Below are 20,625 nucleotides of genomic sequence, written 5' to 3'. Positions count from 1 at the left end.
GCACCTTGCGTGAAAGCAGAACGGCGCAATGCAGCTATCAGCCGTAGAGATAATTGGGAAGCCAAAGCGCCATTCCAGGCCAAATATACATGATGATCATGCAAAGGATGACGATCAGCATATAGGGCATCATACCCGCGAAGATCTGGTTGAGCGTGACGTGCGGCGGCGAAACGCCCTTGAGATAATATGCCGACATCGCCACCGGCGGCGACAGGAAGGCTGCCTGCAGATTGACGAAGACGAGGACACCCCAAAGGATGGGGTCGATGTCGAAGTGTCTCAGCATCGGCAGGAAGATCGGCACGAAGATGATGATGATCTCGGTCCATTCAAGCGGCCAACCAAGGATGAAGATGATCGCCTGCGACAGGATCATGAACTGTACAGGTGTCAATTCAAGCGCCAGTACCCATTCTTCGATCAGCGCCTGCCCTCCCAGAATGGCGAACACCGCGGAGAATAGTGCGGATCCGACGAAGAGCCAGCACACCATCGCCGTCGTCTTCGCAGTCAGGAATACGGCTTCCTTCGTGCGTTTCCAGTTGAGCGTTCGAGCCTGAAATGCCAACAGGAAGGCGCCCGCGGCCCCGACTGCGGCAGACTCGGTTGCAGTCGTGATACCGAACAGGATCACGGCGAGCACGACGACAGTGAGGAGCGCGAGCGGCATGACGGAGGAAACCAGAAGCTTTACCACCTGAAGCCGCTCCGCACCCATGTTGTAGTAGTAGCGTGAAAGGGCCAAAGCAGCGATTGCTGCAACGAGTGCGAACGACACGTAGAAGCTCGTCGCCGGGCCGTTGACCACGGCCGCGCCCGCATCCACCGCAGGCGCTCCGAGCTGCTCCAGTCCTTCCGGGACTTCCGTCTCGCCGGAGGCCTGCGGATGGATAACAACATACCACCACACCAGCAGCAGCGTGAATGCTGTCAAGAAAAAGGGCACGAGGCTTGCGCAGAAATTCTTGAAGAGCACCCAGTAGGTGAGCCGTCCCTCAGCCGTTTCGAGTGCCATTGCCTTGGAAGGCGAGGTCAATGCGCGCAAAAGAGCGAGCATCATGTTCTGCGAATAGGCCGCTTGAAGACTGCGCATCCAGCTTGCCACCGGAACCTGCATCTGCTCCTCCGGCAAAGCCGGCGCGACCTTCGGGTTGATCACCGCCCAGCTGAGAATATAGACGAGATAGAGGAACGCGAGGAAGAAACCTGGAAACATCGTCGCAGCGTAGAGCTTGACGACAGACTGCCCAGCAACCGCGGCATAGACAATGATCATCACCGAGGGTGGGATAAGGATGCCCAGCGTACCGCCAGCGGTTATGACGCCGGAGGCAAGCTTCACGTCATAGCCCGCTCGCAACATTGGGCTCATGGCGATCACCCCCATCAGCACGACGACGGCACCGACGAGACCGCTTGCAATTCCCCAGAACGTGCACACGATCAGGCTTGCCACGGCAAGCGACGCAGGAACGCGCCGGAACGACAGCTGGATGCTGTAGAACATCTTGTCGACCAGCGCGCCGCGTTCCATCACGTAGCCCATCAGTACGAAGAGCGGGATGGAGATCAGTACGTCGTTGGTCATTGCCCCGTAGGTGCGCTGAACCATCAGGTCAAAGACCCGATTGTCGATCCAGTGCTCGGCAGGATTGTAGAAGGCGTAGAAGCCGAAAAGCATGCCGAGCCCCATCAGCGTGAAGGCGGTCGGGAACCCCATCATGATCACGACCACGATGAGAAGCAGCATCATCAGCCCGAGGAACGGATCGCTCACGTTTCGATGTCTCCCCCCATTCCGCGCTGCCGCGCTGCCCGGTCTAGGTCGTGGGCGCGCTCGATCGCTGCCTGGCGCGTCTTTGCATCTACGTGCTCGCTTTGCCCAAGCTGCTCGGCAACAACGTCGATCTCCTCCACGTCCTTGAGCCGGGCCGGCCATTCGCCGGTCCTCAGGCAGACGATGCAGCGAAGCATTTCGGCAAGCCCCTGCAGCATGACGAGCGCGCCTGCCACCGGAATGACCGTCTTGAAATAATAGATCGGCGGACCTTCCGCGGTGACCGTCGAATGCTCGCCGATCCGCCAGGACAGCGCTGCATAGTCATAGCCGGCGTAAACAAGGGCGGCGACGCCCGGCAGGAAGAAAAGGACGTAAAGGACGAGATCGAGCCCGGCCTGGATCCTGGGCCTTAGCGAGCTATAAAGAAAATCGCCGCGCACATGCGCATTCTGCGCCAGTGCGTAGGCTCCGGCGAGCATAAAGAGGGTGCCATAGAACATGTTGCTGGCGTCAAAGATCCACGCCGTCGGCATGTTCAGGATGTAGCGCTTGAAAACCTCGACGCAAACGAGCGCCATCAAGGCGATGATGAGCCAAGCCGCAGCTTTTCCGACCCACACGCTGACTGCATCCACCTTGAGCAAAAAATGCTGAATGTTCACACGCGTGCCCCCGGGAAAGAGCATTTCCTCACTGCAAAGCATCACCGGGTCCCCCGCGCGGTGATCCCAATCATACCTTCAGAGTTCTTTTGCCACCCCGTTCGGTCCGAAGTAGTGGTCAAAGGCGAGCCGCCGACCGACGACCGTGTCCTGCTCCCATCGCGTTGCCCGCTCGGCGAAGGCGATCTGCGATTGAAGAATCTCCTTGAACAGCGGGTTTTCGCGGGCCTTCGTCTTCACCACCTCGTCGTAGACCTCCAGTTGCTTTTTGAGGAGCGCCTCCGGAGTCTTGTAGAACTTCACCTTGTCGGTCGTCTGCATCTCGACATAGTCTTTGGAATAGCGGTCGATCGCCTTCCAGGCCATGTCCTGAGACGCCGCCTCGACGGCATTGTTGATGATCGCCTTCATCTGGTCGGGCAGGCCGTCATACTTGGTCTTGTTGAACATGATCTCGAATTGCTCGGCATTTTGGTGATAGCCTTGCAGCATGCAGATCTTCGAGACATCCGGGAAGCCGAGAACCCGGTCGGATGAGGCATTGTTGAATTCGGCCGCATCAAGCAGCCCGCGGTCGAGTGCCGCGACGATCTCTCCGGCGGGCAGCGCATTCACCGCGGCCCCAAGAGCGGTGAAGACGTCAATCGAAATGCCGACTGTGCGGAACTTCAGCCCCCGAATATCCTCGGCCTTGGCGACCGGCTTCTTGAACCAGCCGAGCGGTTGTGTCGGCATCGGCCCATAGGGGAAGGAGACGACGTTCGCGCCGATCGACTCGTAAAGCTTGGCAAGCAGCTCCTTGCCGCCGCCATATTTATGCCAGGCAAGCAGCATGTTGGCATCCATCGCAAAGCCTGGACCCGAGCCCCAGAGCGCCAGCGCGGTCTGTTTGCCGTAGTGGTAGACGAGCACGCCGTGGCCGCCGTCGAGAGTCCCCTGGGAGACTGCGTCGAGCAGGCCGAAGGCCGGCACAACGGCACCCGCCGGCAGCACCTCGATCTTGAGATCGCCGCCGGTCATGTCGTTGACCTTCTTTGCAAAATCGAGTGCGAACTCGTGAAATATATCCTTGGAGGGCCAGGTGCTCTGCCAGCGCATGTTGACCGGCCCCTGCGCCTTGACGACGCTTGGCGCCGCCATCATCGCCGCGCCGGCCATGGCTGCGCCGCTCAGGAATTTGCGACGCGACGTTTTCCCCTCGACCCGACTTCTTGTGCGTTTCATTTTTTCCTCCCGAAGCCATGGGCTTTTCTCGCCTTTTTGATGACCAGGATGAGGAAAGCGCATTCAGTGTCTGCCCGCATCCCGCTCATGATCTAGCTTCTTAACTCCAGATAATACTCCTCAACGAGCCCCAAGCAAAGATTGCAGAAATGGACCGTCGAGATTTTCCTCAAACGCGCGCGGCCAATCGAAGGAAACCAGGCGATCGGGAACGTGATTTTATGAACATCAGCCTGGAACTATAACGGAGATTTCTCAGCCTTTGCGAGCATGCGGCGGCAACGGCGGAAGTCGACAATCGTATGCCAGAGCACAGCGGCCAGGATGATTGCACCGCCCAAGAACGTGGCGGCCGGCGGTTGCTCGCCAAACAACAGCCAGACCCAGAAAGGTGTCAGAACGATTTCCATGGTGCCGACGAGGGCAGCTTCCGCCGGCGGCATACGTCGTGCACCCGCAAGGAACAGAACCAGTGCAATGGAGAAATTCGTAGCCCCGAATGCCGCAAGCACGACCCAGTTGTGAAGATCAAGGGAGCCAACCGAGCCGAAAGGTGCAAAGAGAACAAGGGTGAGGAACGCACTCACGATGGTCGGGGGAAGGCTTGGCACATCCGGGTTGATGCGGGGAATGATGATGACAAGGGCAAATGAGACGGTCATTCCGAGCGCCAGAAGGTCGCCGGTTCCCGTGCCGCCGTCGACGGACGAAGCCACGATGACCGCCACTCCTGAAAAACAGATGCCTCCGGCAACAAGGGTCCGCCTTGCGACTTTCTCCTTCAGGATCAGCCAGCCGAAGAGGGCGGCAATGAAAGGAGCGGTGGCGTAGATCATCGTGACGTTCGCGACACTGGTCATATAGAGTGCGCCGATGAAGCAGGCCTGACTGAAGGTCTGACATCCAATCATCGCAAGACCCGAGGGATGGAGAACCGAGCGCCATTGACGCCTAGAAAGGCCGCCTTCCAGGAAAAAGCTCGGAATCAGGAGAAAAAGCCCGCCGAACAACGATCGCCAGGCGATCGTCGTCCACATATCGACGGTCAAGAGCCGCGAATAGAGGCCGCTGGCGCTCCAGGCAAGAGTAGCGGCGACCACAAGAGCAATGCCTTTTTCGTGCTCGCTGATCGCGAAGGATCGTGCCTGAAGGGGGATGGTCATGCGGGCTGCCCTGGGACAAGACTGAAGCGACACGATCTGTGTGCGCCCCTAATTGACATCAGACAAACGAATAGTAGAGATGTCTGCCATCGGATTTCATTATGGCTGCCCATGCGTGAACCAATTGAAAGCGACCTGCTGCGGACTTTTGTGGTGGTGACCGAAACATCAAACTTTTCGGCCGCTGCCCAGCGCATCGGCCGGACCCAGTCGGCTGTCAGCGCCCAGGTGAAGCGACTGGAGGACACGATCGGCGAAACGCTCTTTGAAAGGGGCGCGCGCGGCGTTGCGCTGACCGGCGCTGGAACGCGCCTCCTTCCCTATGCCCGACGGGTGATCGACCTTCTCAACGAGGCAGCGGCGACGATCCGGACCAAGCCGCTGGATGGGCCTGTCCGCATCGGTATCCCCGAAGAATATAGTCAGACCGTATTGCCGGCCGCACTTGCTGCATTCTCCGTTCGCCACCCGGCCGTCGAGGTGACAATCTCTTGTGATTACACATCCCATAATCTCGCAGCACTCGATCGCGACGAACTCGACCTCGCCGTCGTCTTCGACTGGAGCAATCAGATCAACGGCGAAGTCCTTTGCATCGACCCTACGGTCTGGGTGACCTCGATGGTGCATCGAATGCACGACGCCGATCCGCTGCCGATTGCAATCTACCGCAATTCGACCTGGTGCCGCGACTTTGCGCTTCGTTCGCTGGAACAGCATGGCCGCAGATATCGCATTGCCTTCATTGCCGATACAAGTTCCGGGCTGAAAAACGCGGCCGCCGCCGGGCTTGCAGTGACCACGCTCTCCCGTAGCAACATCCCGCCCGGATGCCGGGAATTGACGAGTGCTGACGGTTTTCCGCTGGTCGATTCATCCCGGGTCGTATTGCGCCGCAGCCGGCATCATTCCACCGCGGCGATCCAGGAACTGGCCGAAAGCGTGCGAGAGGCCTTCCAGCCTATGGCCGCTCTTGCGTCACCATGACGCGACGGCGGAGGCGACGCCGGGTTTCGGAGGGGCTTTCGGAGAAGCTTGCCCGGTAGCTCCGGGCAAAGGCGGAAGCCGAATTGAAGCCGGTCGCGGCGGCGATATCGGCAAAAGATGCCTTTGTCTCGATCACCTTGCGACGGGCAGCATTCAACCGCAGTGCCAGATAGTGCACATGTGGCGGCGCGCCAATGCTCTCCTGGAAGAGTCCCTGCAGGTGACGCGCGCTGATGCCGACGCGGCGCGCAAGCCTGGCCAGAACCAAAGGCTGCTCGACGTTGTCTTCCATCAACCGGATCGCGTGAGCGACGCGCGGATCGCGCATCCGCAAACTGACGGTCGATGGAGAAAGCTCGTGCTCGGAATGGAAATTTGCTTGTTCGTAGCTGAAGAGCCGGCTGACTTCCAGCGCCAGCGTATAGCCTTGCCGCTGCCGGATCACCTCGAGCATCAAATCGACGGTCGGCAATGAGCCGGCAGTGGTCAGCCGTTTGCCATCGATGACGAAACGCTCCCTTGAGGCACGGACTTGCGGGTAGGCAAGCGCGAAATCTTCGAAATCTTCCCAGTGGATCGTTGCAGAATAGCCATCAAGAAGGCTTGCTTCGGCAAGCAGCCACGTTCCGGATTCTATGCCGGCGATCATCGTTCGGTGGCGCGCAGCTTGCGAAAGATGCATTTTCACCGCCGCAGTGGCGCTTTGCCTCCAGTTGTAGCTTGCGAGTACGAAGAGTGGCGCCGTATCGGCCGTTGGCTTGAAGGCCGCACAAGCGGGAACCGGGATGTCGCTGGTCGTTGGAGCCGGATTGCCATCCAGGGTCAATAGACGCCAGCGATAGATCTCGCTGCCGCAAATGCGGTTGGCGCCTCGCAACGGCTCGATCACGGAGGCGATCAGGATCAGGTTGGTTTCCGGCAAAATCAGAAGATCGATATCGAGCCGTTCGGTCGATCGGGTCAGCATGAACTCTCCACGATTTCCCATATTGTATCATCTGGTTCCGTTTGTGCAAAGCAATAGCGAGGGCTTTGCCGCGTAATGGCCTCAATGCGAGGGAGAACATGATGCCTCTAGCAATGAACCGCGATGTCTTCGTCACCTGTGCCGTAACCGGCGCCGGCGATACGGTCTCCAAATCCAGCCACGTTCCCGTTACGCCCAAGCAGATCGCCGATTCCGCGATCGACGCCGCCAAGGCTGGGGCGGCGGTCGTTCACTGCCATGTCCGCGATCCGGACACAGGTGCCGCAAGCCGGCGCAACGATCTCTACAAGGAAGTCACCGATCGCATCCGCTCCGCTGAGATCGACGTCGTGCTCAATCTGACGGCCGGCATGGGCGGGGATCTCATATTCGGCAATGTTGAAACGCCTCTGCCCCTCAACCCGAAAGGGACCGACATGGCAGGCGCCAGCGAGCGTGTCAGCCATGTCGGCGAATGCCTGCCCGAAATCTGCACGCTCGACTGCGGCACCATGAACTTCAGTCTCGGCGACTATGTCATGACCAACACACCAGGCATGCTGCGCGCGATGGCGAAAAAGATGACCGATCTTGGTGTGCGGCCGGAAATCGAGGCGTTTGACACCGGCCATCTCTGGTTTGCCAAGCAGCTTGCCGAAGAAGGCCTGATCGAGGACCCGGTGCTGATCCAGCTCTGCATGGGCATCCCGTGGGGGGCGCCCGACGATCTCAATACCTTCATGGCGATGGTCAACAACGTGCCGCAGAGCTGGACTTTTTCGGCCTTCTCGATTGGCCGCAACGCCATGGCCTATCCGGCAGCGGCTATTCTCGCTGGCGGAAACGTCCGTGTCGGCCTCGAGGATAATCTCTACGCCGGCAAGGGCATGCTTGCCACCAACGCACAGCTTGTCGAAAAGGCCGTCCAGGTGGTCGAAGGCATGGGCGCGCGCATCATCGGACCAGAAGAGGTCCGAAAGAAACTGAAACTGACGAAGCGCTGAGGAGCGGATGATCAAGATCAACAAGGCAGCCTGCATAGGCGGTGGTGTCATCGGCGGCGGATGGATTGCCCGCTTCCTTCTGGCCGGTATCGACGTTGACGTCTTTGATCCGCATCCTGACGCGCGCCGCATCATCGGCGAGGTCCTCGACAATGCCGAACGCGCTTATGCGATGCTGACAGGTGCACCGCTGCCGCGACGCGGCAACCTGACCTTCTGCGGCAGCCTGGAAGAAGCCGTCGTCGATGCCGACTGGATCCAGGAAAGCGTGCCCGAACGGCTCGACTTGAAGCGGAGCGTCCTGGCCCAGATCGACGCGGCAGCGCGACCGGACGCCTTGATTGGTTCCTCGACCTCGGGCCTGCTGCCGACGGATCTTCAGCAGGACATGCAGTATCCGGAACGCCTCTTCGTCGCCCATCCCTATAATCCGGTCTATCTCCTGCCACTGGTCGAGATCGTCGGCGGCGAGAAGACGGCGATGGCGACGATCAAGGCCGCAATGGAAAAATTGCCGCCGATTGGCATGAAGGGCGTTCACATCGCCAAGGAGATCGAGGCTTTCGTCGGCGACCGTCTTCTCGAGGCGCTCTGGCGTGAAGCCCTCTGGTTGATCCATGACGATATCTGCACAGTCGAGACGCTTGACGACGTGATCCGCTATTCCTTCGGCTTGCGCTGGGCACAGATGGGTCTCTTCGAAACCTATCGGATTGCAGGTGGCGAGGCTGGCATGCGCCACTTTCTCCAACAGTTCGGTCCCTGCCTGGCATGGCCTTGGACGAAGCTCACCGAAGTGGTCGATCTCGACGACGCGCTTGTCGAAAAGATCGGCCAGCAGTCCGACGAGCAGGCAGCCGGCCGTTCCATTCGCGAACTCGAACGAATTCGCGACGAGAATCTCGTCGGTATCCTTCAGGCCCTCAAGGGTGGCAATGGCGGCAAGGGCTGGGGTGCTGGAAAGCTGCTGAAGGATTTCGAGCACTCGCTCTGGGCAGCGGGCGGGAAGAAGAAGGCAACATCCGATCTTTCGCAACCCCTGCGGCTGGTCGAAACCAAGGTCAGCCCCGCCTGGGTCGACTATAATAGCCATATGACCGAGCACCGTTACCTGCAGGTTTTCGGCGACACTTCGGATGCCCTCTTGCGCCTCATCGGTGTTGACCTCGCCTATGTCGAGGCGGGGCAAAGCTATTATACGGTGGAGACCCATATCCGCCATCTCAAAGAGGCCAGGCTTGGCCAGGCGATCCATGCAACCTGCCAGGTGCTTGCAGTCGATGAAAAGCGGTTGCAGGTGTTCCACACGATCCATGACACGGAGGCCGGCGACGCGATTGCGACCGCCGAGCACATGTTGCTGCATGTCGACACAAAGGCCGGCAAAGCGATACCCGCCGCAGCTGAGGTGCTTGAGAAGGCCGGGGCCATCGCTGCTGCCCATGCAGCTCTCCCCCGTCCTGAAGGGGTCGGCCGCCATGTCGGCCAGAAACGTTGGGAGTCGTCATGAATTTTGCCCTCAACGAAGAACAGGAGATGATCGTCAAAACGGTCCGCGGCTTCGTCGAGGCGGAAATCTATCCGCATGAGAACGCCGTCGAGCGCACCGGCTTCGTCGCGCCTGAACTTGCCCAGGCGATCCGGCGCAAGTCAATCGAACTCGGCTTTTACGCCTGCAATTTCCCGCAAGAGGTTGGCGGCGCCGGGCTCGACCATACCACATTTACTTTAGTGGAGCGGGAGCTTGGCCGCGGCTCGATGGCTCTGACGGTCTTCTTCGGTCGTCCCTCGGGTATTCTCATGGCCTGCGAAGGTGACCAGCGGGACCGGTATCTGCTGCCGGCTGTGCGCGGCGAGCGGATCGACGCGCTTGCAATTACCGAACCGGACGCCGGTTCCGACATGCGCGGCATGAAGTGTGCGGCCCGCCGCCAAGGGAGAGATTTCATCCTCAATGGGACGAAGCATTTCATCTCGCATGCCGACGTCGCCGATTTTGTCATCGTCTTTGCCGCAACCGGCCAGGAGGAGACACAGAAGGGCACGAAGAAGAAGATCACGGCCTTCCTCGTCGACCGCGGCACTCCGGGCTTTGAAATCCTCAAGGGATACGATTCCATATCGCATCGCGGCTACCACAATTGCATCTTGAACTTCACCGATTGCCGGCTTCCCGAAACCCAGGTGCTGGGCGAGGTCCATCGCGGTTTGGATATCGCCAATGAATGGCTCTACGGCACGCGACTGACAGTCGCCGCCACCTGCGTCGGACGGGCTCGACGCGTCTTCGACATGGCCCTTCCCTACGCTGCCGAGCGCCGGCAGTTCGGCAAGCCGATCGGGTCCAATCAGGGTGTTTCTTTCAAGCTCGCGGACATGATCACCGAGATCGATGCGGCCGATTGGCTGACGCTTGCTGCAGCCTGGAGGCTCGATCAAGGTAGTGGCGCCAACCGCGAGATCGCCTCGGCAAAGCTCTACGCTTCCGAAATGCTTGCGCGTGTAACGGACGAAGCAATCCAGATCTTCGGCGGGATGGGGCTGATGGACGATCTGCCGATTGCCCGTTTCTGGCGGGATGCGCGGGTCGAGCGCATCTGGGACGGCACATCCGAGATCCAGCGCCACATCATCAGCCGTGAGCTGCTGCGGCCATTCGGAGCATGAAACGATGACCCAGCGCCCGCTCGACCGCCTGCTCAGACCTCAAACGATCGCTGTCTTCGGCGGTCGCGAGGCCCATCGGGTCATCGAGCAATGCGATCGAATGGGATTTGGTGGAGAGGTCTGGCCCGTCCATCCGAAACTCGAAGAGGTGCATGGACGGCGCTGTTATCGTTCGGCGATGGAGCTGCCCGCCGCGCCAGATGCCGCTTTTGTCGGCGTCAACAGAATTCTGACCCTCGACATTGTCAGAGATCTTGCTGCAAGGGGAGCAGGCGGTGCAGTCTGTTACGCGTCGGGCTTCAGCGAGGCGGCCGGCGAATTGGCCGACGGTGCCGATCTTCAAAGGCGCCTGCTTGCGGCGGCCGGCGACATGCCGATCCTCGGGCCGAACTGCTACGGCCTGATTAACGGTCTTGATGGCGCATTGCTCTGGCCCGACCAGCATGGGATGCAACGCGTCGACCGCGGCGTTGCAATACTCACTCAATCGTCGAATATCGCGCTCAACCTGACCATGCAGACGCGCGGGCTGCCCATCGCCTATCTGGCCACGGTCGGCAACCAGGCGCAGACCTCCCTTTCAAACCTCGCCTATGCGCTGCTCGAGGACCCTCGCGTCACCGCAGTCGGGCTTCACATAGAGGGTTTCGGAAGCTTGCGGGCGCTCCAGGACCTCGCGCTACGAGCATGCGAACTGAAAAAGCCGGTCGTTGCACTCAAGGTCGGGAAATCCGAACAGGCCAAACGAGCCACGGTTTCTCATACGGCTTCGCTATCTGGCAGCGACGCGGTCGCCGATGCTGTTCTTGGCCGTCTGGGGATCGGCCGTGTCGACTCGCTACCGGAATTGCTGGAAACGCTAAAGCTCCTGCATGTTGCCGGACCGCTTACGGGCAATACGATCTCGTCAATGAGCTGTTCAGGTGGTGAAGCGTCGCTGATGGCAGATGCCGCCGTCGGTCGCGCCCTGGAATTTCGTGCCTTGCGGCCCGGGCAGCTCGAGCCGCTTCGTCTCGCGCTCGGGGAAATGGTCACCCTGTCCAATCCCCTGGACTACCACACTTTTGCCTGGGGCGACCTCGCTCGCCAGACGGACGCTTTTACGGCAATGTTTGAGGGCGGCTATGCGCTTAATCTCGTCGTGCTTGATTTCCCACGGACCGACCGATGCGTTGTCACCGACTGGACGACGACGGTCGATGCGATCGTTGACGCTTCAACCTCCACAGGCACGCTTGCAGGCGTTGTCGCGACACTTCCCGAAAACATGCCTGAAGATCGTGCCGTGAGTCTGATGGCGAGAGGTGTCGTGCCCTTTTGCGGCCTTTGCGAAACGCTTGCAGCGTCCGAAATCGCAAGCCGCATCGCCCGGGAATGGAGTGCTCCACCCGCGCCGCGTCTTCTCGACGTGCCACAAGTCGAAGGCGAGATCGAAACCTTGGATGAAGCCGATGCAAAGGCAGCGCTCTCGGCCTTTGGTGTTGTCGTCCCTGCCGGATTCGTGGCCCATTCTGCGCAAGAGGCAATGAAGCGCTCCGACGAGCTTGGCTATCCCGTCGCGCTCAAGGGGCTCGCCATTGAGCACAAGACTGAGGCGGGTGCGGTGGCGCTCAACTTAAAGGACGCAACGGAGGTATTCGACGCAGCCACATCAATGCGCAGCACCAACGGTTTCCTGGTCGAAAAGATGGTGGAGCACAGCGTCGCCGAGCTGATCATCGGAGCAACACGCGATCCTGTCTTCGGATTAACGCTCACAGTCGGTTCGGGCGGAATTTTGGTGGAATTGCTTGAAGATTACGCCATTTTGCCGCTTCCAACGACAAGAACGGCGATAAGGGAGACGATTTCACGTCTGAAGGTCGGAAAATTGATCAACGGCTATCGTGGACGTCCAAAAGGCGATCTCGAAGCGGTTGTCTCAGCTGTCTCAGCAGCGGCAGACTATGTCGTAAAGAATGCCGCGCGTTTGGAAGAACTCGACATTAATCCATTATTGGTTCTTCCTGAAGACAAGGGCGTTGTCGCAGTCGACGCCCTAATACGGCGAAGGAGGTAGCAGAAGTTGAGCGGCTCCATTCTCACGAGACGCGACGGCGGCATTTTCGAGGTCATCATAGATCGGCCCAAAGCGAACGCCATCGATCTTGCAACAAGCCGCGAGATGGGCGTTCTTTTCCGCGACTTTCGAGACGATTCAGCCCTGCGCGTTGCCATCATTTCCGGGGCAGGGGAAAAGTTCTTCTCCGCAGGCTGGGATCTCAAGGCGGCGGCGGCGGGCGATGCCGTCGATGGCGACTACGGCATCGGGGGATTCGGCGGGATGCAGGAACTGCGCGATCTGAACAAGCCGATCATCTGTGCTGTCAACGGCATCTGTTGTGGCGGCGGACTGGAGATTGCCCTTTCGGCGGATCTGATCGTCGCGGCTGAACATGCGACCTTTGCGCTGCCGGAAATCCGCTCGGGAACCGTTGCGGATGCAGCATCCGTCAAGCTTCCCAAGCGCATCCCCTACCATATCGCGATGGACATGCTCCTGACGGGACGCTGGCTCGACGTTTACGAGGCCCATCGCTGGGGCTTCGTCAACGAGGTTGTCGCGGCCGACAAATTGATGGACCGTGCATGGGAACTTGGCCGGCTGCTCGAAAGCGGACCGCCGCTTGTCTATGCCGCCATCAAGGAAATCGTGCGCGAAGCAGAGGGAACAACGTTTCAGACAGCCATGAACAAGATCACGAAACGGCAGCTTGCAACAGTCGATGCCCTCTACTCGAGCGAAGACCAATTGGAAGGCGCGCGGGCTTTCGCGGAGAAGCGAACCCCAATGTGGAAAGGAAAGTGACGAGGCGGCGGCAACCGCCATTTTTTCCGCATGATCTTAGGCGGCGGAGGCGGAAGAGGAAACCGCATGCCGCCAATTGCTCGAAAGTTCTGTCAACGCATCAAGAAGAAGGAACAGGGGAATGAACGGCTATACGAAATATCTCACAAGTCGCGTAACCGCCGGTGGACTGAGCCGCCGTGAATTTATCGGACGTGCGATGGCAGCAGGCATTACCCTGGCTGTTGCCGACAAACTCTTTACCGAAAGCGCACAGGCAGCCGAGCCCAAGCGTGGCGGTCATCTGAAGCTCGGCCTCGAAGGTGGGGCGGCAACCGATTCCAAGGATCCGGCAAAGTTCTTGTCGCAGTTCATGTTCTGCGTCGGCCGCTGCTGGGGCGACATGCTGGTTGAATCCGACCCGCTGACCGGGGCTGCAGTCCCTGCGCTTGCCCAATCCTGGGAGCCGTCGAAGGATGCGGCGATCTGGACCTTCAAGATCCGCAAGGGCGTCAAATTCCACGACGGCAAGGAAATGACAATCGACGACGTCGTCGCGACGCTGAAGCGCCACACGGACGCAAAGTCCGAATCCGGCGCCCTTGGCGTGCTGGGGTCGATCAAGGATATCAAGGCGGATGGCGGCAATCTCGTATTGACGCTGAGCGAAGGCAATGCCGACATGCCGCTGCTGCTCACCGACTATCACCTGGTGGTCCAGCCAAATGGCGGCAATGACGATCCGACCGCCTCGATCGGCACCGGCCCCTACAAGCTGACGAGCTTCGAGCCAGGTGTTCGCGCGACTTTCGAAAAAAACAAGGATGACTGGCGTTCCGACCGCGGTTTTGTCGATTCTATCGAAATCATCGGCATGAATGATGCCACCGCCCGTATCGCAGCGCTGTCGTCGGGCCAGGTGCACTACATCAATCGCGTCGATCCGAAGACGGTCGATCTCTTGAAGCGCGCACCGAACGTGGAGATCCTGTCGACCTCCGGCCGCGGCCATTACGTCTTCATCATGCATTGCGATACCGCGCCGTTCGACAACAATGACCTTCGCCTAGCGCTGAAATACGCCATGGACCGTGAAAGCATGGTCAAGAAGATCCTTGGCGGTTATGGCAAGGTTGGCAACGATTTCCCGATCAACAATACCTATGCGCTGTTTCCCGAGGGCATCGAGCAACGCGCCTATGATCCCGACAAGGCGGCATTCCACTACAAGAAATCCGGACACAGCGGCTCTGTTCTTCTGCGCACCTCCGAGGTGGCCTTTCCCGGTGGAGTCGATGCGGCCGTTCTCTATCAGGAAAGCTGCAAGAAGGCGGGCATCGCCATCGAGGTCAAGCGCGAGCCCGGCGACGGTTATTGGACCAACGTCTGGAACGTCCAGCCCTTCTCGACTTCCTATTGGGGCGGTCGGCCGACGCAGGACCAAATGTACTCCACCGCCTATCTCTCGACAGCCGACTGGAACGATACCCGCTTCAAGCGTCCGGATTTCGACAAGCTGCTGTTACAGGCCCGTGCCGAACTCGATGAGACCAAGCGCAAGGACATGTACCGGACCATGGCGATGATGGTGCGTGACGAAGGCGGACTCATCTTGCCGATGTTCAACGACTTCGTGAATGCTTCCACCAAGCAGGTAAAAGGCTATGTTCACGATATCGGCAACGACATGTCGAACGGTTACGTGGCGACCCGCGTCTGGCTGGACGCCTAGCACGTGAAGGGGTTGACGCCCCTCATCTCTAACGCAGCCAGGACCGCGGGCTTGCCCCCTGCGGTCCTCCCGACGTTTCAGCACGAGGCCATTGCCATGTCCAATCCTCCATCAGGTCACATCTTGCCCGGCCTGAGGTTCAAGCAGCGTTTTCCTCTGCTTGCCCTTGTTGTCGAGCGCGTCGTGCTCAGCATCGTCCTGCTCTTTGCCGTCTCCGTCGTGATCTTCGGTGGATTGGAAGCACTGCCCGGCGATTTTGCGACAACCTATCTCGGCCAGTCCGCAACCCCCCAAGCCGTCGCCAATATTCGTCAGGATCTCGGGTTGAACCGTCCGGTAACGACGCGCTATTTCGAATGGCTCGGCGATGCCCTGCGGGGTGACTTCGGCTCGTCGTGGGCCAGTAAGAATTCCGTCAGCGAGCAGATCGGCAAGCGCCTTGGCAATTCACTCTTACTTGCGGGCTTCTCTGCGGTCATCTCGGTACCGCTTGCCGTGGGTCTTGGTATGATCGCCGTCCATTTCCGCAACCGTGTGCCGGACAAGATCATCAACATCATCTCCCTGGCGGCGATTTCGCTGCCTGAGTTCTTCATTGGCTATCTCCTGATCCTTTTCTTCGCCGTCAAATTCGGCGTCGCGACCTTTCCGGCGACCGTTTATGAAAGCATGGGCCTTGTCGACCGGCTGAAGGCGATCGCGCTGCCCACGGCTACTCTCGTTCTCGTCGTCCTGGCGCATATGATGCGAATGACGCGCGCTGCCATCCTTTCCGTCATGTCTTCAGCCTACATGGAAACTGCCGAGCTCAAGGGCCTCGGTGCCTTCCGGTCAATCGTCAAGCACGCAGCTCCCAACGCGCTGGCGCCGATCATCAATGTCGTGGCGCTCACCCTTGCCTATCTCGTCGTTGGCGTCGTGGTTGTCGAGGTCGTCTTCGTCTATCCTGGCATGGGTCAGTATATGGTCGATGCCGTCACGGTTCGCGACATGCCCGTCGTGCAGGCCTGCGGCCTCATCTTCGCTGCCGTTTATATCCTCCTGAACATGGTGGCCGATATCCTCGCCATCATCGCCAACCCGCGACTGAGGCACCCGCGATGAGATTACCAAATGTTCCCATCACGGCCTGGATCGGTATATCCGGCATTGCAGCCGCCTTCATCTGCGCGATTTTTGCGCCCTGGATTGCTCCCTATGGCGAAACGGAAGTGGTCGGAAACGTCTGGCAGATTGCCGATGGCCAGTTTTTCTTCGGGCTCGACAATCTCGGCCGTGACATCCTTTCACGTCTGATATTTGGCGCCCGCACGACGCTTTTCGTCGCGCTTGCCGCAACGATCATCTCCTTCTCGCTCGGAATCATCTTGAGCTTCACGGCGGCCGTTTCGCGTGGATGGATCGATACGGTCTTCTCACGGGTCAACGATCTGATGATGTCGATCCCGACGCTGATCTTCGCGCTCGTTGTGCTGGCGGTGTTGCCGCAGAACCTGATCGTGCTGATTCTCGTGATGGCAATTCTCGATTCCACCCGCGTTTTCCGTCTCGGTCGGGCGGTCGCGCTTGATGTCGCCGTCATGGAGTTCGTCGAAGCAGCGAAATTGCGCGGCGAAGGCAAGACCTGGATCATCTTCCGCGAGATCCTGCCAAATACGCTGACACCATTACTTGCCGAATTTGGCTTGCGTTTCGCCTTCTCGATCCTGTTCTTGTCGACGCTTTCCTTCCTCGGTCTCGGCATTCAGCCGCCGGCAGCCGATTGGGGCGGCATGGTCAAGGACAACAAGGACGGCATCATCTTCGGAATATCCGCAGCCCTTGTTCCCGGTTCGGCGATCGCAGGCCTTGCCGTCTGCGTCAATCTCGTCGTCGACTGGCTATTGAAACGTACGTCCAGCCTCAAGGGAGGGCGCGGCGATGCCTGAGCTTCTTTGCGTCCGCAATCTTAAGATCGAAGCGACCAGCTATCCGCCGGGCGAGGCGCCGAAGCGCGTGACGATCGTCGATGACGTGTCCTTCGACCTTAAAAGGGGCAAGGTTCTTGGCCTCATCGGCGAATCGGGTGCCGGCAAATCGACGATCGGCCTTTCTGCCCTGGCCTACGGGCGAGGCGGTGCCGAAATCACCGGCGGTGAGGTTCGCCTCGACGGCCAGAATATTCTCGCACTCGACACGGTCGGCATCCGCCGGATCCGCGGTGCGCGCGTCTGCTATGTCGCACAGTCGGCGGCAGCCGCTTTCAACCCCGCACACCGGCTTGGCGATCAGGTGATCGAGGCTTCGGTGAAACATGGGCTCATGACCAAAGCGGAAGCGAAGGAAAGGTCAATCTACTTGTTTCGGGTGCTTGGCCTGCCGCACCCCGAAACCTTCGGAGATCGCTTTCCCCATCAGGTCTCCGGCGGTCAGTTGCAGCGCGCCATGACGGCCATGGCGCTCTGCCCCAATCCCGAACTCATCGTCTTTGACGAGCCGACGACAGCGCTCGACGTCACGACACAGATCGATGTCCTTGCCGCAATCAAGCATGCAATCGAGCAGACACGCACGGCAGCACTCTATATCACCCACGACCTCGCCGTGGTCGCTCAGATTTCCGACGACATCATGGTGTTGCGCTATGGCAGGCAGGTTGAGTATGGCAGCGTACAGCAGATCATCGAGGCTCCGAGGCAAGAATATACGCGCGCTCTCGTCAATGTGCGTCAGGCGGCTCGAGAAGAAGCACCCGACCAGTCCGATGCGCTCTTGAAGGTCGACCATGTCAGCGCTGAATATTCCAACGGCTTCAAGGTACTGTATGATGTCTCGCTGCATGTTCCAAGGGGCCAGACGCTTGCCGTCGTCGGCGAATCCGGTTCCGGAAAGTCGACGCTTGCGCGCGTCATCACCGGTCTTCTGCCACCGAGCGACGGCAAGGTGTTCTTCCACGGCAATCCTCTGCCGCAAAGTGTCAAAAGCCGCTCGCACGACGATCTGAGGCGTATCCAGCTGATCTATCAGATGGCCGACACGGCGATGAACCCGCGCCAGACCGTGCGCGACATCATCGGCCGGCCACTTACGTTCTACTACGGCCTGCGCGGGGCAGCCAAGACCGCTCGGGTCAAGGAACTGCTTGACCAGATAGAGATGGGCAACGGCTTCATCGATCGCTACCCGGCGGAGCTTTCAGGGGGCCAGAAGCAGCGTGTCGCCATTGCTCGGGCACTTGCCGCCAAACCGGACCTCATCCTGTGCGACGAGCCTACTTCCGCGCTCGATCCGCTGGTTGCAGAAGGCATCTTGAACCTTCTTCTGCGACTGCAGCAAGAATCGCAGCTTTCTTACATCTTCATCACCCACGATATCGCTATTGTGCGGGCGATCGCCGACAGCGTTGCAGTGATGCATCGTGGCAAGCTCGTCCGCTTCGGACCAAAATCGAAGGTGCTCTCCCCGCCATTCGACGCCTATACCGATCTCCTGCTCAAATCCGTACCCGAGATGAAGATCGGCTGGCTTGAGCGGGTGCTCACCACACGCAGGATGGAGAGTGCCGGCAATTGAATTCAGGGGCCGACTGTTCCCAGTTCACATTCCCGTTTGCTAACCAGGACACCATGACCGAACGCGGCTTCACGACCATCGAAAACCATTGGATCGCCCTGAAGGACGGTTCGCAGCTTGCAGCGCGCATCTGGATGCCTGACGACGCAGTGGCTGATCCCGTGCCGGCGGTCTTGGAGTTCTTGCCTTACCGCAAGCGCGACGGCACCAGCCTTCGTGATGAATCGACCTATCCCGTCTTCGCCGCTGCGGGGATTGCGGGGGTGCGCGTCGACATCAGAGGGTCGGGCGAATCCGACGATGTCATTGACGGCGAATATACCGAGCTCGAACTCGCCAACGCCTGCGAACTGATCGCCTGGATCGCTGCTCAGCCCTGGTCGAACGGTTCTGTTGGCATGATGGGTATTTCCTGGGGCGGGTTCAACAGTCTCCAGGTCGCAGCCCTTCGCCCGCCGGCCCTTAAAGCGATCATCTCCATCGCTTCGACAGTCGATCGTTTCAACGATGACATCCACTACAAAAATGGATGCCATCTTTCGGCCCAGCTTTCCTGGGCCGCAACCATGCTCGGTTATCAATCACGCCCGCCCGACCCTGCAATCGTCGGCGACCGCTGGAAGGAAATGTGGCTGCAACGCCTTGAGCGCGAACCCTTCTTCATGGAAGAGTGGCTCAAGCATCAGCGCAAGGACGACTTTTGGCGTCATGGCTCGATTTCGGAAGATTTTTCCCGCGTCGACATTCCCGCACTTGTCATCGCCGGTTGGGCCGATGGCTACCGCAATACGCCGCTGATGGCGGTGGAAGGTCTCGGCAGCAAAGCCAAGGCGCTCATCGGGCCATGGGTTCACAAATACCCGCATTTCGCCTGGCCAAAGCCACGCACCGACTTTCACGGAGAGGCAATTGCCTGGTGGAACCGCTGGCTGCGTGGCGACAAAAACGGCGTCGATCGGCTGCCGCAGGTGCGCGCCTATATCCTCGATGCCGTCCGGCCGGCACCGCGCCGGGTTTTCGATCCCGGCTTTTGGATTACCAAGGATGTCTGGGAGCCCCCAAAGATGCAGTGCCTTTATGTCGAGCAGTTCGGCCGGCTGACTGAGGGAATGCCGATCCCCCAGGCGCCGGAGCATCCCGTCTATCTGCGTTCACCACTCGATACCGGCACGGCATCAGGCGAATATTTTACGCTTAAGCCGGATGCGGAGATGGCTCTCGACCAGCGCGGCGATGATGCGGGGTCTCTCGTTTTCGAAACCCTGCCGCTTGCCGAGGACCATGACTATCTTGGCCGGCCGGAACTCACGCTTTCTCTTCGCTCAACGGCGGCGACCGCCAATCTTTGCGTTCGTCTAGTCGATGTTCATCCCGACGGGACAGCCACACGCATCTCGTTCGGCGTGCTCAACCTTGCTCATCGCGACAGCAATGCCGCGCCGGAACCGCTGAAGGCGGGAGAACGGACCACGGTGCGCATCGTCCTTGATGCCTGCGGCTATCGCGTCCGCCGCGGTCACCGCATCCGCCTTTCGCTCTCGACTGCCTATTGGCCGCTGATACTGCCACCGCCGGAGAACACTGGCGTGAGCATCGATGTGGCCTCGATCGGCCTTGCGCTTCCCAAACTGGGCGACCATCAACGGATCGAGATGAAGGCGCCTGACGATCCTGATCCACTGCCGAAATATATCGAGCACGCTCCTGCCGCCACGAAGAGACAGGTCGTCCGTGATCTCTGCACCAATTTGACCCATTATCACATCCATGAGGACACCGGTCTTTTCGAGCATCCCCAGACCGGGCTTTCGACACGGCAGGTGAGGCAGGAAGTCTGGTCGATCGCACCTGACGATCCTCTTTCGATGACCGGCATTTCCACATGGACGTGCGAGATGCAGCGCCCCGCCTGGTCCATACGCACCGTGTCGACGGCCAGGATCTCCTGCACTAAGACGCGTTGGATGATCAGCGCCGTCGTCACGGCCTATGAAGGCGAGAACAAGGTCTTTGAAAAGAAATTCGCAGAAAAGCGGATCGCCCGGGACCTGATGTAA

Annotated in this window: 16 protein-coding genes; 11 read left to right on the top strand and 5 right to left on the bottom strand. The window is 59.5% G+C overall.

Annotation, left to right across the window (positions count from 1 at the left end; translation table 11 throughout):
- Positions 1-37: 37 nt before the first annotated feature.
- The 4 genes from AM571_RS26665 to AM571_RS26650 all read right to left on the bottom strand — a co-directional run bounded on the left by AM571_RS26665 (position 38) and on the right by AM571_RS26650 (position 4,832).
- Complete coding sequence (locus tag AM571_RS26665; RefSeq protein ID WP_074064044.1) at positions 38-1,780, bottom strand: TRAP transporter large permease; 1,743 nt, start codon at positions 1,778-1,780, stop codon at positions 38-40.
- Entirely contained in the window at positions 1,777-2,469 is a 693-nt protein-coding gene (locus AM571_RS26660; protein ID WP_196776394.1) for a TRAP transporter small permease subunit, read from the bottom strand. The genes AM571_RS26665 and AM571_RS26660 overlap by 4 nt, the downstream gene beginning before the upstream one ends.
- A 54-nt stretch (positions 2,470-2,523) precedes the next feature.
- Positions 2,524-3,669 (bottom strand): TRAP transporter substrate-binding protein, encoded by a 1,146-nt coding sequence (locus tag AM571_RS26655; RefSeq protein WP_074064042.1) that lies wholly within the window; start codon positions 3,667-3,669, stop codon positions 2,524-2,526.
- Positions 3,670-3,908: 239 nt separating this feature from the next.
- On the bottom strand, positions 3,909-4,832 hold the full coding sequence (locus AM571_RS26650) for a DMT family transporter (protein WP_074064041.1): 924 nt from the start codon (positions 4,830-4,832) through the stop codon (positions 3,909-3,911).
- Between the two features lie 111 nt (positions 4,833-4,943).
- On the opposite strand from AM571_RS26650, the gene AM571_RS26645 reads away from it, so the two are divergent.
- Entirely contained in the window at positions 4,944-5,819 is an 876-nt protein-coding gene (locus tag AM571_RS26645) for a LysR substrate-binding domain-containing protein (RefSeq protein WP_074064040.1), read from the top strand.
- Here AM571_RS26645 and AM571_RS26640 read toward each other — a convergent pair.
- Positions 5,794-6,786, bottom strand: a complete 993-nt coding sequence (locus tag AM571_RS26640; protein WP_074064039.1) for a GlxA family transcriptional regulator — start codon at positions 6,784-6,786, stop codon at positions 5,794-5,796. The two genes, AM571_RS26645 and AM571_RS26640, sit on opposite strands and share 26 nt — an antisense overlap.
- Before the next feature lie 101 nt (positions 6,787-6,887).
- Between AM571_RS26640 and AM571_RS26635 the strand changes: the two genes are divergently transcribed.
- The 10 genes from AM571_RS26635 (at position 6,888) to AM571_RS26590 (ending at position 20,625) form a co-directional block, all read left to right on the top strand.
- Complete coding sequence (locus AM571_RS26635; RefSeq protein WP_074064038.1) at positions 6,888-7,790, top strand: 3-keto-5-aminohexanoate cleavage protein; 903 nt, start codon at positions 6,888-6,890, stop codon at positions 7,788-7,790.
- Positions 7,791-7,797: 7 nt separating this feature from the next.
- Entirely contained in the window at positions 7,798-9,300 is a 1,503-nt protein-coding gene (locus AM571_RS26630) for a carnitine 3-dehydrogenase (protein ID WP_074064037.1), read from the top strand.
- A complete protein-coding gene (locus AM571_RS26625) occupies positions 9,297-10,457 on the top strand; it encodes an acyl-CoA dehydrogenase family protein (protein ID WP_074064036.1) in 1,161 nt (386 codons plus the stop codon). Before AM571_RS26630 ends, AM571_RS26625 begins: the two co-directional genes overlap by 4 nt.
- A 4-nt stretch (positions 10,458-10,461) precedes the next feature.
- Entirely contained in the window at positions 10,462-12,516 is a 2,055-nt protein-coding gene (locus tag AM571_RS26620) for an acetate--CoA ligase family protein (protein WP_074064035.1), read from the top strand.
- 6 nt (positions 12,517-12,522) lie between these two features.
- On the top strand, positions 12,523-13,305 hold the full coding sequence (locus AM571_RS26615; RefSeq protein WP_074064034.1) for a carnitinyl-CoA dehydratase: 783 nt from the start codon (positions 12,523-12,525) through the stop codon (positions 13,303-13,305).
- Positions 13,306-13,426: 121 nt separating this feature from the next.
- Entirely contained in the window at positions 13,427-15,016 is a 1,590-nt protein-coding gene (locus AM571_RS26610; RefSeq protein WP_074064033.1) for an ABC transporter substrate-binding protein, read from the top strand.
- 96 nt (positions 15,017-15,112) lie between these two features.
- Positions 15,113-16,120, top strand: a complete 1,008-nt coding sequence (locus AM571_RS26605) for an ABC transporter permease (RefSeq protein ID WP_074064032.1) — start codon at positions 15,113-15,115, stop codon at positions 16,118-16,120.
- Entirely contained in the window at positions 16,117-16,944 is an 828-nt protein-coding gene (locus tag AM571_RS26600) for an ABC transporter permease (RefSeq protein WP_074064031.1), read from the top strand. Before AM571_RS26605 ends, AM571_RS26600 begins: the two co-directional genes overlap by 4 nt.
- A complete protein-coding gene (locus tag AM571_RS26595) occupies positions 16,937-18,568 on the top strand; it encodes an ABC transporter ATP-binding protein (protein ID WP_074064030.1) in 1,632 nt (543 codons plus the stop codon). The genes AM571_RS26600 and AM571_RS26595 overlap by 8 nt, the downstream gene beginning before the upstream one ends.
- Before the next feature lie 53 nt (positions 18,569-18,621).
- Positions 18,622-20,625, top strand: coding sequence for a CocE/NonD family hydrolase (locus AM571_RS26590; RefSeq protein WP_074064029.1), 2,004 nt, complete (start codon positions 18,622-18,624; stop codon positions 20,623-20,625).

It is taken from the genome of Rhizobium etli 8C-3, from assembly GCF_001908375.1.
In the GTDB taxonomy this organism is placed as follows: domain Bacteria; phylum Pseudomonadota; class Alphaproteobacteria; order Rhizobiales; family Rhizobiaceae; genus Rhizobium; species Rhizobium etli_B.
Note: the sequence above shows the minus strand (reverse complement) of the source record. Positions and strands in the feature narration are given on the sequence as shown.